At 38.5% G+C, this 15,768-nt stretch carries 14 protein-coding genes; 9 read left to right on the forward strand and 5 right to left on the reverse strand.

What is annotated here, in order from left to right:
• Positions 1–17: 17 nt before the first annotated feature.
• The gene (locus ACP3T3_RS15220; RefSeq protein ID WP_426476669.1) at positions 18–2,222 is read right to left on the reverse strand and encodes a S46 family peptidase; all 2,205 of its coding nucleotides are present in this window, start codon (positions 2,220–2,222) and stop codon (positions 18–20) included.
• Between the two features lie 86 nt (positions 2,223–2,308).
• Here ACP3T3_RS15220 and ACP3T3_RS15225 point away from each other — a divergent pair, with 86 nt between their 5' ends.
• Positions 2,309–2,743, forward strand: a complete 435-nt coding sequence (locus ACP3T3_RS15225) for an META domain-containing protein (protein WP_426476670.1) — start codon at positions 2,309–2,311, stop codon at positions 2,741–2,743.
• A 106-nt stretch (positions 2,744–2,849) separates the two neighbouring features.
• Here ACP3T3_RS15225 and ACP3T3_RS15230 read toward each other — a convergent pair whose 3' ends face one another.
• From ACP3T3_RS15230 to ACP3T3_RS15245, 4 genes are all read right to left on the reverse strand, one after another.
• Positions 2,850–3,266 (reverse strand): hypothetical protein, encoded by a 417-nt coding sequence (locus ACP3T3_RS15230; protein ID WP_426476671.1) that lies wholly within the window; start codon positions 3,264–3,266, stop codon positions 2,850–2,852.
• Between the two features lie 6 nt (positions 3,267–3,272).
• A complete protein-coding gene (locus ACP3T3_RS15235) occupies positions 3,273–5,822 on the reverse strand; it encodes a beta strand repeat-containing protein (RefSeq protein WP_426476672.1) in 2,550 nt (849 codons plus the stop codon).
• Positions 5,823–5,829: 7 nt separating this feature from the next.
• Positions 5,830–6,303 (reverse strand): T9SS type A sorting domain-containing protein, encoded by a 474-nt coding sequence (locus ACP3T3_RS15240; protein ID WP_426476673.1) that lies wholly within the window; start codon positions 6,301–6,303, stop codon positions 5,830–5,832.
• Between the two features lie 156 nt (positions 6,304–6,459).
• Positions 6,460–7,167, reverse strand: a complete 708-nt coding sequence (locus ACP3T3_RS15245) for a LytR/AlgR family response regulator transcription factor (RefSeq protein ID WP_426476674.1) — start codon at positions 7,165–7,167, stop codon at positions 6,460–6,462.
• A 192-nt stretch (positions 7,168–7,359) separates the two neighbouring features.
• Between ACP3T3_RS15245 and hflX the strand changes: the two genes are divergently transcribed.
• The 8 genes from hflX (at position 7,360) to ACP3T3_RS15285 (ending at position 15,705) form a co-directional block, all read left to right on the forward strand.
• Positions 7,360–8,583: a GTPase HflX gene (gene hflX / locus ACP3T3_RS15250; RefSeq protein ID WP_426476675.1), complete on the forward strand. Its 1,224-nt coding sequence runs from the start codon at positions 7,360–7,362 to the stop codon at positions 8,581–8,583.
• Positions 8,583–9,218, forward strand: coding sequence for a DUF4919 domain-containing protein (locus tag ACP3T3_RS15255; protein ID WP_426476676.1), 636 nt, complete (start codon positions 8,583–8,585; stop codon positions 9,216–9,218). Before hflX ends, ACP3T3_RS15255 begins: the two co-directional genes overlap by 1 nt.
• Positions 9,219–9,238: 20 nt before the next feature.
• Entirely contained in the window at positions 9,239–10,525 is a 1,287-nt protein-coding gene (locus ACP3T3_RS15260; protein WP_426476677.1) for a cation:proton antiporter, read from the forward strand.
• Positions 10,526–10,549: 24 nt separating this feature from the next.
• On the forward strand, positions 10,550–11,266 hold the full coding sequence (locus ACP3T3_RS15265) for a DNA alkylation repair protein (protein WP_426476678.1): 717 nt from the start codon (positions 10,550–10,552) through the stop codon (positions 11,264–11,266).
• 133 nt (positions 11,267–11,399) lie between these two features.
• Positions 11,400–12,068, forward strand: a complete 669-nt coding sequence (locus ACP3T3_RS15270; protein WP_426476679.1) for a hypothetical protein — start codon at positions 11,400–11,402, stop codon at positions 12,066–12,068.
• Positions 12,069–12,085: 17 nt separating this feature from the next.
• Positions 12,086–14,104 carry a hypothetical protein gene (locus ACP3T3_RS15275; protein ID WP_426476680.1) on the forward strand — a complete coding sequence of 673 codons (2,019 nt, stop codon included), beginning with the start codon at positions 12,086–12,088 and terminating at the stop codon, positions 14,102–14,104.
• Positions 14,105–15,340, forward strand: a complete 1,236-nt coding sequence (locus ACP3T3_RS15280; RefSeq protein ID WP_426476681.1) for a hypothetical protein — start codon at positions 14,105–14,107, stop codon at positions 15,338–15,340. It begins immediately after the preceding gene.
• 26 nt (positions 15,341–15,366) lie between these two features.
• The gene (locus ACP3T3_RS15285) at positions 15,367–15,705 is read left to right on the forward strand and encodes a DUF6122 family protein (protein WP_426476682.1); all 339 of its coding nucleotides are present in this window, start codon (positions 15,367–15,369) and stop codon (positions 15,703–15,705) included.
• Positions 15,706–15,768: the final 63 nt, after the last annotated feature.

Raw genomic sequence — 15,768 nt, forward strand, 5'->3', positions numbered from 1 at the left:
AAATAGATCCTATAAGATTATTTTTTAGCTTTCTTAGGCGTTGTTGTAGTACCTGGATTTTTAGTTTTTGTATCAGCCGGAGTGTTTTCCCCTCTTACAAGCTTCAATTCATCCACTAATCTTCTTGCACCGGCAAACTTATCGATTGTCCAAAGAACGAAACGAACATCTACGTTGATTGTTTTCTGCCATTCTGGCTCGAATACGATATCACCGCTTAATGCTTCACTGTTTCCATCGAAAGCGATACCGATAAGGTTTCCGTCACCATCAATTACCGGAGAACCGGAGTTACCTCCTGTAATATCATTGTTGGAAAGGAAGTTTACAGGCATGTATCCCGCAGCATCAGCATACTGTCCGAAATCTTTAAGGTTGTAAAGGTCGATCAATCTTTGAGGAAGATCAAACTCTTCATCACCTTTCTTGTATTTTCCAACAAGACCGGTCATATCAGTATAATAATTATCAGTAATCCCGAAATAGTTTCTGTCGTTTCTGATGGGTAATTTATCTACAGTACCATACGTTAATCTCATAGTAGAGTTAGCATCCGGATAGAATTTCTTCTCAGGCATAGCTTTCATTAAACCTGCTAAGAAAAGACGGTTGTTTTTTGCAAAATTGTCATCTATTTTAACAAATCTTTCTGTGCTTATCTTTTGATCTGCTATAATTCCGTTAGCGGCTTTCCAAAGCGGATCAGCATCAAGCTTCAATGCATCAGGATTCAATAAGAAGTTTGTTGCAGAAGTCTTATTAGCGAAGATTGATGAATAGGCAAGATTAGAAACATTTTTAGCATCTAAGCCTAATATCGTAGCAGAAGCAACCTCTGGATTTTTAACTCTGGCCTGATAAAGGCTGGTCATAGCAGCAAGCATTTCTCCTTCTAAAGCTGGATTGAAGTTTTCATATGCAGATTTGATTGCAGCTTCTGTTTTAGCTTTCATCGCTAATCTTCCCTGCATGTCCTGAGCAGCATATGCTTTCAGAGCAGATCCTACCTGTAATGCAAGGGTAATATATTTTGCATTTCTTGAGAACTGTGAAGCGTAGTTTCTTTCAACATTTCTGTCAGATACCTGCTTATAATATACACCGATGTCTTCTAAAATACCATTGTATTGATCATTTCCAGGCATTGCAGCCCATTGGTTGTAAGTTGCTTCGATCTTTTGTTTGTCAGAAATAGTTCCGTTTTTCACTACCGCATCGATAGTTCCTTGTCTGTTTTTCCAGTAGTTTGCTACTGAAGCATATTGAGAAGCATAGTTAAGCTGTGTTGCTTTATCCTTATCCATGTACTTTTTCATAACATCCATGGCAAGTTTAGAAGCTTCAACCCACGCCGGGTAATCTTTAGTAACCATCTGCTGAATTCCGTAAGAAGTCAGGTAACGGTTTGTTCTTCCAGGGTATCCTAAGATCATGGAGAAGTCGCCAGGCTTAATTCCTTTAAGAGAAACCGGAAGGAAATGCTTAGGCTTCAAAGGGGTGTTGCTTGGAGAATATTCAGCAGGGTTTCCTGCAGCATCAGCATACACTCTGAAAACAGTGAAGTCTGCAGTATGTCTTGGCCACTCCCAGTTGTCTGTATCTCCTCCGAATTTTCCAAGTGATGAAGGCGGAGCACCTACTAATCTGATATCTTTATAATCCTGGTATACAAAGTAGTAGAACTCGTTTCCGTTGAAGAAATCTTTTACCACTACAGTATATTTCCCGTTTTCAGAGTTTTCTGTCTGGATGGCTTTAGTCTCAGCGTCAATAACAGCTTTTCTCTCTGCCCCGGTCATATTGTTGTTTAGTTTAGAATTGATTCTTTGCGTAGCATCATCCATTCTCACTAAAAATCTTACATAAAGATCTTTTGCATTGAATTCGTCTTTCTGTTTCATAGCCCAGAATCCGTTCTTCAAATAATCTTTTTCCGGTGTAGAAGCCGCAGCAACAGCACCGTAACCACAGTGGTGGTTTGTAAATATAAGTCCTTTATCAGAAACAATCTCACCCGTACAGAAACCACCGAAACTCACGATAGCATCTTTCAGGCTTGAATTGTTCACAGAATAAATTTCTTCAGGCGTAAGATGCAGACCTTCTTTTTGCATATCAACACCGTTAAGTCTTTTGATGAGCATTAGCAGCCACATCCCCTCATCCGCCCTCATCTGAGCAAAGCCCAGTAAGAAAGTGAATAGTAGAAATAGTCTTTTCATTTTATAAAATAATTTTTGTGTCGCTAATTTACTAATTTTTACGAGATTCTGTCCCGGGTTGGTATGAAAATGGGATGATAATCCGCATGAAAAAAATACTATTATCACTTTTTGCCGTTTTACTTTTAGGAGTAGTTTTAAATTGTTCCTCAGTACCGGATAAAAATCTGCATCTTCAAAGGCCATGGATGCTGATTTCCTTCGAAGGCTTTTCAAAAGATCAATTGATTGCCAATGATGCAGAAATGAACCTTACGGCCAAAATGGCTGATGGTAAAATTCAGGGAAGTGCCTACATGGGATGCAACCGTATGTCATTGGTTTCTGAATTTAAAAAAGGAGGGAAAGTGAAAATTTCAAGAGGAATAAGCACCATGAAAGCCTGCCAGAATATGGAGCTTGAAACATCTTTTCAAAAGAAAATTGAAACGATGACCAAATATTCGGTGGAAGGGCATTTCCTTACCTTATCCGATGAACATGGAAATTCAATGAAGTTTGTAGCTGCTGATTGGGATTAATCATTCCGTTCTACAATATAAAAAGTCCGCATTGCAGCGGACTTCTTTTGTTTGAAAAATCTAGTTTGGTTATAGCTTTTTTGCGGTTATTAGCTTATGAGGGTCATTAGTTTTTGGGAATTGTTTTTTTTATTTCTTCCAGGGTTGCCGTGTTAGGCAGCCCGGTAACGTTCATTTTTGTGTTCCTAGAATTTGTGTTATAATATGCCTGTCTGTTAGGGATTGTTTTTTTGATGTCTTCAAGAGTTGCTGTATTGGGAAGAAGCTTTCCTGAATTGTCTGCAACGGCTTTGGGTTTGGAGTCCTGTTTTTTAACTTCCAGCCCGTGATCAGAAACCAAACCAGAATTTACAGTTTTCTTCTCTTCTCTTTCCTTAGCTTCCTGCATAAGTTTTGCCTGTTGTTCCTTAGCCTGTTTTAAAACCAGTGTCTGGTCTTCTTCTATCGGAGCAGCCCGTTTATTTTCCTGGGCATAGATAATTGTGCTTAAAAATAATAATGAGATAATATATATTGTTTTCATAACGGTTTATTTTATGTTGACTAATACTTGAATTTTTCCGATCGTTTTTTGGTCATAATCCTGCAGTGCTTTTCCGATTACCTGTCCTATTTTTACCTTCTTAATGTTGGCTTTCATAGCAACGCCTGCCTTGGATGAAGTGACCAGGAGATCACCCCTTTTTATTTTTCCGTTCTCAAGACATACTTTGGTAGGGATTACACCAATGACTCCCATAGGAACTTTATTGGAAATATCGGTGTCAATATGCTCTTCTGTAAGAAGTACACCAGGTTTGGTGGCATACACCCCTGCAACAAGATTAGAATAAGGTGTTGAAGATTTTTCAACCGTTCTGTCTGCTTTTGTTGAGATGACAAGAATATCCCCGGTTTCATACTCGGAAATATTCCCTTCCACATCAAAGACTTCGGCAACGTCTGCTCCGCTGCTCTGCGTACCACCATTAAAGAATCCACGCCCCGCCTTATTGATACGCGCCATATTGGCACCAGCACTCTGGTATATTGCAATATCTCCTGAAGACCCCTGATGGTTAATAAGTATTCCGGTTCCGGTTCCGATATTGGTGATATGTACAACTGGCTGAGCATTAGCGCTGTTAAAGTTGGCAAATCTGCCTGCTTTACCAGTGCCAAAATTAGGAACAAAACCTGAAATGGCATTTCCGTTACCATCTACAGAAGCTTCTACGCCATCTCCATTTCCGCCTGCATTTGCGGTAATCCCGTTTCCTGAACCTTCAGTTAAGGCTAAAACGGCAGGTCCGTTTCCTGAAGCATTACTGGAGTAGAAAAGCCCCGCATATCCGCCCGTTCCTGAGGACAGTCCATATACTCCTGCTGTACCGAAATTGGCAAACTGAGAGTTCACCTCACCTTTTACAGCAGGGGAAGTTCCTGTAATCCGGTCTACTTTAAAGCTTCCGGCAGTACCGTTTCCGACAGTAGTTACTGTAATGACATCGCTGGTATTGGATTCATTAAAATTATTAAATCTTCCTGCACGTCCGGTGGAAAAAGTAGGTACCCAGGCATAAAGAGCATTACCCGTTCCGTCTACATTGGTTTCAACACCATTTCCGTTTTTACCTGCATTCGCCGTGATAGCATTTCCGTTTCCATCAGTCAAAGCGATTAATGCAGCTCCGTTTCCTGAAGGATTTGATGCATAGAATAAACCTGCACGGCCTCCTGTTCCTGAAGAAACTCCAAAGATAGCAGCAGCCCCAAAATTTCCGAAAATAGTATTTACTTCACCTCTTACCGCTGCTCCCACACTATTTGCGTTATTGACACGGAAAGACGCTGCATTGCCCTGAGTATTATCAGGAATATTCCCGTTTCCATTGGTTTCTACCTCAACGGTATTCCCTGTAGTATTCGTTGGGTTAGAATTTTCAAATCTTCCGGCACGGCCTGTGCTGTTATTTAAACCTACCTGTCCGTAAACACCGATACCGGTCCCTGAAGTATTGGTAGCAACAAAGCCTCTCACTCCATATCCGCCTCCGTCATTACGGCCTACTACGGCCCCGGCAATATCACTTGTTGTTCGGCCCACTACAGCTTCACCAGCTCCGTTGTTGTCGCCTACAATACCGGCAGAGGTCTGAGAAGAAGTTATTCCATTTACCCCGAAGCCGGCTCCGGTAGAACTTCTCACTCCCGCTCCGTTGCCGCTGGTTGTAACATTCACAACCGTGCCGTTTCCTACACTGGATGCATTAAGGGCAATATTATTATTCGCGTTATTAAAGATTGAAATACTCGCAGGAATTCCATTGTTACTGGTAGCCGTAAGACCGGTTCCTGTATTACTGTTGGCATACACTCCGGTGCCGTTGGCGCTGGCATTACCATATACGCCTAATCCATTGGGAGTAACACCGTATACGCCCCAACCGCTTCCGGCCTGGCTTCCATATACACCTACTCCCAATCCACCAGTGCCATTGTTGATGCCGCGTACTCCTGAAGAGAACCCTCCGGGAGCCGTATTGGTAACGACTCCTCGTACTGCGGCAATATTTGAAGTCGTAGTACTGTTATTCCCTTCCAGAGATGTCCCGTCGCCATCGTTGGTTAATGAAAATAAAGTTGAGGCATTATTGACGGTATTGGTATACGGGATTGTAAAAGTTCCACCGCCGCCGCCAGCAGATTTGGCATACATCGCATAGGGCACGCTCAGCAGCTGGCTGGTTCCTGCTATAGTATAGTTGGTTCCTCCGGCAGGGTCAGTTTCTGTTTTTAAATAGTAAATTCCTGAAGACCAGCTGATTGTAGCGAAAGTCCCGGTAAGCACCGTTCCTGTTCCTATTTCGAGACTAACAAGTCCGTTAGCATTGGTGTTTCCGGTGAGTCTTTCAGAGTAGACGGTGGCTCCGGCAGGAGATCCCTGCAATATGCTTACTTTCACGGCGACCCCTTGATTGGCCAGGAGCTGCCCGGAACCATTTCTCATGACAGCCTGATAGCTCATTTTTTCCGGAACCTGAGAAATTCCCATAAAGAAACCCATCAGGATCCAAAACAGTGATAATATTTTTTTCATGGTATTTTTATTTTTTAATGATTTTAAAAGTTTTAATATTTTCTCCATCTTGGGTAATCCTGATGATATACATAGCAGAAGGAAGCGAGGAGAAATTAAACTCAGATCTTGATTGTGAAATCTTATCCTTTTTTATCAGTTTGCCTTGGGCATCGAATAGCTGATATTCTGATCCTTTAAAATTATTTGAGGTAAAATCCAGATACAGATAATCTCTGAAAGGATTTGGATAGAGCAGAATGCCGGTCAGTTCAGATGAGCTTTCAAGGGTAGTCAGCGTGATGATTTCGTAAGGCTGCTGAACGCCTTCCAGAACCTGTCCTGTTCCTTTTTCGAGATAGGTCATCTGACCTACACTGTAAGAAACAAAACCATTAGCTGCTGATGCATCCAGCCCGGTTGCCAAAACTGCAGATTGTGCGTGCAGTATGGGAATGGAAAAGACTGACAGAATAATACAGTAAATAGATATTCTTTCCATGGATAACAGTTTTGAATTAATAGATGTGTTTTCTGGGAATTTGGGAAGACTAAATTACCACCTATCTCAATCGGATGAAAGGAAAATAGACCAACGGCAGAAATAATCGACCAATGGCATTTTTATGCATATATGTTTAAATGTTTTGTTGGAGTCTTAAGGATTAAAAAAAGAAAGATTATCCTTATAAGTTCTGCCAATAGGAAGTTTGATGTGATGAGGAAGCTCTATTTCATGACAGCTTTTTCCGCGGATAAGATGGCGCGGAACGGCATAGCTCCTGTGTATTCTGACAAAAGAATCAAAAAAATTCTTTTGCAGAAGAGTTCCCAGAGAATTTAAAATACAATGATTTTTTTCACGGGTGATAATCCTGGTATAATCTTTCAGGGCTTCCAGATACAGAATATCTTTCATTTTGATTTGAAAAATATGGCCTCCTTCTTTTATGGTAATACAGTTTTCTCCAATCATAGTATCATAGCATCTGCATTTTTCTTTAACTTCAAAAAAATCAACAAGTTTTTCCATGGAGTAATGAAAGCGCTCAGCGGTAAGGGGTTTGGTGATAAAGTCCAGCGTGTTCATCTCAAAAACTCCGGCAGCCATTTCTGGATGGGAGCTTACGAAAATACAGGCGGGTATTTTATGGGCCAGCTTCCGGAATTCAAGACCGCTCATACCCTGTAAATTGGTTTCTGTAATCAAAAGATCAACAGGAAGGTCAAGATAGGGAACTGCCTTTTCTGCAGAACCAAAAGAGGCGACAATTTCAATGTTCTGATATTGTCTTGTATAATGCTGAAGAACCAGCCTGTCCAGTTCATCATCATCAATAATCATACATTTAATATGGGTAATCATGATATTCCGGAGATTAGTTTTGGTTTAAATGATTAAAAATCAGAAATTTATTATATAAAGTTATTGATTTTTTGTACATCTTTCATCAGTAAACTTAAATTTATCTTAAAATATGCTATTAAATAAAAATTGATTTTGTTTTTTTTATGAAAAATATTAACTTGTAAAAATCATAAACATAGACAGAACTTAATGTTAGAAAAGAAAGAACATAACTATGAGAAAGCGGTCTTGGTGGGTGTTATTACTCAAAATCAGGACGAAGAAAAACTGACGGAGTATTTAGATGAACTTGAGTTTTTAGCTTTCACAGCAGGAGCAACCGTACAAAAACGTTTTACCCAAAAACTGACTCAGCCTGATTCCAAAACCTTTATCGGAAGCGGAAAGGCCATTGAGATAAAAGAATATGTAAAAGAAAATGAGATTGGAACTGTAATTTTCGATGATGAACTTTCTCCTTCACAGCTTAAAAATCTGGAAAGAGAAATGGAAGTTAAAATCCTGGACCGTACCAATCTTATTCTTGATATTTTTGCCCAGAGAGCGCAGACCTCTTATGCAAGAACCCAGGTAGAACTGGCACAATATCAATACCTTTTACCCCGATTGACAAGAATGTGGACTCACCTTGAGCGTCAGAAAGGGGGAATTGGGATGAGGGGTCCCGGAGAAACGGAAATAGAGACTGACCGCCGTATTATCCGTGACAGGATTACATTGCTGAAAGAGAAGCTGAAGACGATTGACAGGCAGATGGCAACTCAGCGTAATAACCGCGGAAAGGTTGTTCGTGCCGCTTTGGTAGGATATACCAACGTTGGTAAATCTACCTTGATGAATTCCATTTCAAAATCTGAGGTTTTTGCAGAAAATAAATTATTCGCAACACTTGATACTACTGTAAGAAAGGTGGTGATCGGAAATTTACCGTTTCTGCTGACAGACACAGTAGGTTTCATCAGAAAATTGCCGACTCAGCTGGTAGAATCATTCAAATCCACTTTGGATGAGGTTCGTGAAGCCGATCTTTTGATCCATGTGGTTGATATTTCTCACGAAAGCTTTGAAGATCATATAGAATCTGTAAATCATATTTTGATGGAAATCAATGCCCATCAAAAACCCATGATTATGGTTTTTAACAAAATTGATGGTTTCAATTACGAGAAAAAGGATGAGGATGATCTTACCCCTTCTACCCGTAAAAATATCTCTCTGGAAGAATGGAAAAAGACATGGATGGCAAAATCAAAATACCCAACGGTTTTTATTTCTGCCCTAACGAAGGAAAATTTCCCGGAAATGAAAAAAATGATCTATGATGAGGTCATGAAAATTCATATTTCCAGATTCCCATACAACGATTTCCTTTTCGAATATTTCGACAACGACGAAGAAGAAAGCAACAATTAATGAAGTATCATTTTTTCCTTTTATTCATCTTTTTTTCAGTTTTTGGCTTCGGGCAAAAATTCAAAATTGATTTGAAGGCTATTGAGAAAAGTCTCAAAAGTTCTGATTCGCCCTACAATTATGAGAAGCTTATTTTTAAGTTTAAAGGATATCCCAAGTCTCTGGACAGTATAGAATCACAATATCTTTACTATGGAAGAAACTTTAGAGATGATAAGATAAGCACCTCAGAAGACCGGTTTAAAAGCCTGGTGGAGGCTTTTAAGCAGAATAATTTTGCAGACTGCGTCAAACAGGGAAGGGCGTTGTATGATAAAGATCCTACCAATCTGGATATTTTGCTGATCCTGCTCAGGGCATATGATTCTTTAAAGGATGGGAACAACTTTATGCATCACCTTAATCAGTTCCGTTCGCTTACTGACGGGATAAAAGGCTCAGGAGACGGAAAATCTGAAAAAACAGCCTATATCGTCAATTCTGTAGGCGATGAATACATCCTGCTGAATATTCTGAATGTAGGACAGGGCTATACAAGAGGTTCAAAAACCGCCAAGGACGGAATGTTTGATACCTGGGAAAAAGAAGGCAGTAAAATCTACATTAAAATACTTTATTTGGAGCTCACCAATTAATCTTAAATAAAAAACACTTAGTGGAATTATATTATTCATTTTCAGCATTAATCGTATTAGCATCAATATTTGCCTATCTCAATTACAGGTTTTTAAAGCTTCCGAGCACCATCGGAATTATGGTAATCGCCATTGTGGTTTCTATTTTTCTGGTAATGTTCGGAGAAACAGTGCTTCCGAGAACTTTCGGACATTTACATAACCTTATGAACAGCATCGACTTTACGGAGGTGTTGATGGGAGCTATGCTTAATTTTCTGCTCTTTGCAGGAGGAATTCATATTAATATTAATGATCTGAAAGAACAGTTCAGGCCGGTAGTGATATTTTCCACAGTAGGTGTTGTTATTTCTACTTTTGTAGTAGGATTTGGAATGTTTTATCTGCTTCCTTATGTGGGGGTTAAGCTTCCTTTTATCTATTGCCTTGTTTTTGGAGCTCTGATCTCGCCTACAGATCCTGTTGCGGTTCTGAGTGTTCTGAAACAGGCCAACGTTTCCAAATCACTGGAAACAAAGGTTGCCGGAGAATCTCTTTTCAATGACGGTATGGCGGTTGTGGTTTTTACGGTGATTTTACAGCTGGCAATTGGAAAAGAAGTGGATCTGAGTGTTGAAACCATCGGGCTGCTTTTGCTTAAAGAAGCAGGAGGGGGCCTTTTACTTGGGGTTCTGCTGGGATGGGTTACTTCAAGATTGATGCGTGAAGTGGATGATTATATTATTTCCGTATTGGTAACGCTTTCCGTTGTAATGGGAGGCTATCTTATTGCCCGTCAAATGCATATTTCAGGGCCATTGACGATGGTTGCTGCAGGATTGTTTATGGGAAATTTCAACAGAAGCTTCAAAATGAAGTCGGTTACTCAGGATTATCTGATCAAATTCTGGGAATTGATTGATGAAATTCTGAATGCTGTATTATTCCTGTTCATCGGGTTCGAACTTTTAATGATTAAAGATCTGAAACATTTCATGATTCCTGGTCTGGTGGCTATTGTGGTCGTTTTGTTTGCAAGATTTATTTCCATCTGGGGGCCTACAAAATTTACTTCCCTGAGAAGGAGCTTCAGTCCGCAAACCGTGAAAGTTCTGGTTTGGGGCGGAATCCGCGGAGGAGTTTCCATTGCGTTGGCGATGTCTATTCCAAAAAGCGAATACAGTGAAATTATTTTAAGTATTACCTATTGTGTGGTGGTATTTTCAATTATTGTTCAGGGCCTTACTATTGCTAAAGTGGCCAACCCTAATAAAATTGCGAGGGAAGAAGAAGAGCAGGAAAGTATTGCTGTAGAAGAGAAGGTTTAATAAACGTAACAGCCATTCAGAAATATGAGTATTGTTAAAGAAATACAGGAAGCATTAGCCGTTCTGTCCATCCCGGAAAAAGCAGAATTCTTTCCAAGGTTTTTCAAAACGGGAAAAGGAGAGTATGGTGAAGGTGATTTGTTTCTGGGTGTAAAAGTTCCTGATCAGCGCTCTGTGGCCAAAGAATACTATCCGAAAATCAATTTGGAAGAACTGAGTACATTACTTTCCTCAAAATATCATGAACACAGGTTAACGGCTCTTTTCATGCTGACGTCAAAGTTTGAAAAAACAAAAGATAAAGCGGTAAAGGAAGAGGCCATCACTTTTTACCTGAACCACCTTCCTTATGTTAACAATTGGGATCTTGTAGATTCAAGCTGTTATAAAATTCTGGGCAGATATGCCTTTGAAAATCAAAAAGAAAGCCTTCTCAGAACGCTTTCAGAGTCTGATGAAATGTGGCATAAGAGAATAGCTGTTGTAGGGACAATGCATTATATAAAAAAAGGATCGTTTGATCTGACTAAAGAATTTGTAACCAGAAATCTGAAACATACTCATGATCTGATGCACAAGGCAAACGGATGGCTGTTAAGGGAAATGGGAAATAAAAATGAAAAAGAACTGATCCGCTACCTGAATCAGTATTATAAAGAAATGCCCAGAACCTGTCTTCGGTATGCTATTGAAAAGCTGGATGAGGATCTTCGCCAGGACTATCTGAAAGGGAGGCTTTAAAAAAGAATAAAACCGGATATTTATTTTTTCTGTCTTGAAAAAGTACCGGAAAACAGCTATTTATATTTAAAAAATTAAAGATTATAAGGATTTGAGGCCGGAATTGAGTAATTTTGTGCTTTTAAACCCAATCATGAAAAATTTTCTCAGATTATTTCTTCTCTTTATTCCTTTGCTCTTTCTGACAAGCTGTTTCGACATTCTTGATAAAGTGAATGTAAAAGCTGACGGAACAGGCGAATATACTATTATTCTTAACGCCAGCAAGAGTAAGACAAGGCTGGCTTCCATCTCCAAAATGGAAACCATCAACGGAAAAAAAGTACCGAAAAAGGCAGAAATTGAAAACAAAATCAACGAAGCTGCCAAAATTTTTAAAGGAACCCCCGGAATCAGCAATGTGAAAACATCTATGGATTTTGATAATTATATCATCAGGCTGACCTGTAATTTCAAAAAAATTGAAAATATCAATGCCGGTCTCGAAAAACTGAAGGCTCAGAAAATATTGGGTAAAATGGTTCCAGCACAGGTCTACAGCCAGAATCTTGAAAAAAAGACATTCACAAGGAATAAAGTCAATACTTTCAAATCAGATTATGACAAGATGAGCAAGGCAGACAAGGAAGTTTTTAACGATGCAAAATATACTTCCATTATGCAATTCGAAAATAGGGTGAAGTCGCAAACCAACAACATGTATGTGCTTTCTCCTAACCAAAAGGCTCTTAAACTGGAAGCTGATATCCTGGATCTGATCCTTCAGAAAAAGCAACTACAAAATACCATTCTTTTTCAATAAATTTCTAAACTATAGTCATGAAATCTATCTTATTAAAAACACAAAAAATTATTTTTGTACTCTTTGGATTTACACTGGTTTTTGCTCAGAATAGTATGAAAATTCCGTCTGATGCCGTATTTTATATGGAAGTGAACGGAAAACAGCTTAATAATAAAATCAACTGGAATAAGCTGAACCCTTTGCTGCATGAACTCAGCAAAAAAAGTAAAGAAGCGCCTTCATGGACAGATTATTCCAAAACCGGAATCAAATATGATGCTGTTCAGTATCATTATGCAAGCTTTAATGATTCCATTAAGACCTATAACACCCATTTTATCATTGATAATAAAGAAAAGTTCCAGGAATTCATTAATTCTGTAAAGAGAAAAGGACAGGAGGTTTCCACCAGAAAGAATTATTCTTATGTAGATATCAATGATGATGCTTTTGTGGCGTGGAACGGAAACCGGGCAGTTCTCAGCATGATCAGCTATACCAAGCCATATAAAGATCTTTGGACAGAAGAAGCTGTTACGGACAGTACTGCGGTTGTCGCTGTTGACTCAGCGTATGCTGATACAGGAGACAGCACTTATACTGATGAGCCGGAAAAGCCTTTTGATTATAAAGAGGAAATCATAAATCTGAAGGAAGATATTAAGTATCTGAAAGAAAGCATTAAAGATAACAATAACGAGATTGCAAGAATTCAGAAAGATATCAAATACCTGCAAAAGCACCATAAATATCCTGAAGAGAAAGAAAATGCAGGGAGTCCTGAAAATGAAGAGGAAATGTCTGGTGATACGTATGATGAGGAAGAAGAAAAAGCTTTCCGGAAAGAGCAGGATTCTATCCGCAGAGAAAACTTCAAGATTGTAAAAAAGAACGCTGAAGACCGTTTTGATCAGTATTTCAGTTCAAATTTAGAAATAGAAGCTCCTAAAGAAATGCTGGCATTCAGAGATGCTAACTCCGATGTTTTTGTTTACACGGATTATGGAAGAATTGTTAATGAAGGAATCTACGGTAAAATGACGAAATATTACAGTTATGGACAGATTTTCAAAAATATGTACAATTCCAACTATTCGTACAACCTGTATTTTGATAAAGATAAAGTAAGACTGGTTAATAATTATCAGCACAAAAATGCGGATATCCAAAAGAATATCTCTGCTATTTATAAAGGGAAGAAAAACAGAAAGCTGCTGGAGCTGATCAATGAGAAAAGCGTTGGTTACTATGCAATGAACGTCAATGGGGCAAAATGTTTCGACATGATGTACAGCCTTCTTCAGAATTCCGGAGAAAATGAGTACAAAAAAGAAATGGAGCTGATCATGGAAACCATGAAGATTATTCTGGATGAAGAAGCCATTACGAAAATAGCACCTGGAAACGGAATCTTTGTTTTGAATGAATTGAAATCCAAAACGGTGGAATATACCGATTACGAATATGATGCTGATTTCAACGAAAAAGAAGTAAAGAAAACCAAAGAGATCGCTGTTCCCAACTTCACTTTTGCTTTTGCAACAGAAAATGAAGGCTACTGGAACCGTATTTTTGATATGCTGGCTACCCATAAAAAACTGTCTAAGAGATTCTCTAAAAAAGGAAACCTGTACACTTTCAAAGAAGAAAAAGACGGCGGATATATTGATCAGCTGTTCTTTACCGTAAAAGATGGAGTTGTATATCTTATGAGTTCTGCAGATAATATCTTACCGGTAAACCAATCCGGTATTTCCAGAAAATGGGCAAAAGATTCAGCAAAATATCCTTTATCCGGAAGATTGGATATCCGGAAACTTTTAACCGGTTTAGATAAAGAATTCAAAAGCCCTAAAGAAAGAAAAGCATTGGATGCCATCAGAAAAAATGTAGGGGAATTATACTATAAAACTGAAGTAAAGGGAGAAAGCATCCAGACTGAAATGAATTATAACATCAAAGATTCTTCAGAGAACAGCTTAATGTATCTCTTTGACATATTTGATCAGCTTTTTAAAACAAAAGAAACAGAAAAGAAGCCACAAATCTTATAGATGAATAAAAAGAAGATTATTGTTCCGTTTATTGTATTGCTCGCAGTTGCCGTGTATTTTGTGGCTTTTCGTAAAGATAAGAACCTCAGGTATATTCCTGATAATGCAGATGCAGTTGTTTTAATTGATACTAAGAAATTAACAGGACAATACCTCTTCAGCTTAGCAATGCACCCTTCAAGGTGGTCTGGTAAGACAAAAGGTAAAAGTTCGGGTTCACTTAAAGATTCAGGAGTCAAAATTCCGGACTTTCTGCAGATTTTCCATATTAAAAATACTAAGTTCTCCGAATGGTATAGCGTTTTAGAACTTAAAGATCCCCGGAAATTTATTGCTTTTTTAAAGAGACAAAACTTTGCAGATAAAGGAAATAACCGTTTTCAGAAAGATCAGATTTTCCTTATGATAGAAGGAGACCGCTGCATTGCAGGAACCTCAGATCTGGCTTTTGCAGCCATTCAGAGGCAGTTTCTTCAGACTTCTGCAAATTCTGTTCGGGATGCAGACCAGCTGATTCAAAATACAGCAGGGAGCATTTCTTTTATTTCCGGACAGGAGATTCAAAATTTTTCTATTGAATTAAATGATGATGAAATTGAGATCAAAAACAATTCAAACCCAGAAATTTTTAATACTGTCGCTTCAAAGTCTCAGAAAGAAAATCATTTTCTTGAGCTGAAACTTGACCAGGAAAATATTAGAAAATTTGCCCGCTTTTTCAATAAGAGCTTAGCGGATTCTTCACAGGCAGCTTCCTTAAAAGCCATTGCGGATCTTGAGCAGGTAAATGATACGATTATCAGTTATGGATATGATGATAATTTTAACGAGGTTGAAAAAAAGACTATCCAGAAAATTCTACAGCCCAACTATATTATTGATATTAAAAGCAGTGATCCCGGTAAAACCTGGGCGTATTTTCAATCTAAAAAGTGGATTAACGGGGAGAGTCAATTCACAGCAATCCCTTTTCAGCCCAATATAATTACCCGGAATAATAGCAGAGTCGTCATACAATCAACCAGAAAACAGGTAATATTACCACCTCAGCTAAAAGAAAATTATATTGTAATCAGAAACAGTGCGCTGCTGTATTCTTCTTTGAAAACATTGAGTATCACTGAAAAAAGAATTGTTTCTGACATTGATTACATCATGTATGGAAATAAAGCACAGGATTATTGGGTGAAAATAAAAGCGAAGAAAGGAGATTTACCCTTAATTTTACGCTGGTAATATACAACTGAAAAATATATCCATCAATGGCTTCATCAGAAATTGAATTGCTCAAAACATGCACACATTATTTTTTGCATTTTGTATTTCCGGTGTTTATAGCGCTGGTCTTTTATCCTGAACACTGGAAGAAAGTGTATCTTATATTATTGGCAACAATGCTGGTAGATTTGGACCATCTTTTTGCCCATCCTGTTTTTGATCCGTCGAGGCAGAGCATAGGTTTCCATTTTTTACATTCCTACTATGCCATTGCGGTGTATTTTTTGATGCTGTTTTTTAGAGGAAATATCAGGATTATAGGAATTGGGCTGTTGTTTCATATGCTGACAGATTATCAGGACTTTAACTTCTGGCCTCATTAAAATAACATTAATATTTTCTTTTGATATTGAAAATAGTATAGATTTTTTGTATTTTGTAATCAC

This window comes from Chryseobacterium sp. CBSDS_008, from assembly GCF_049959325.1.
Classification (GTDB): domain Bacteria; phylum Bacteroidota; class Bacteroidia; order Flavobacteriales; family Weeksellaceae; genus Chryseobacterium.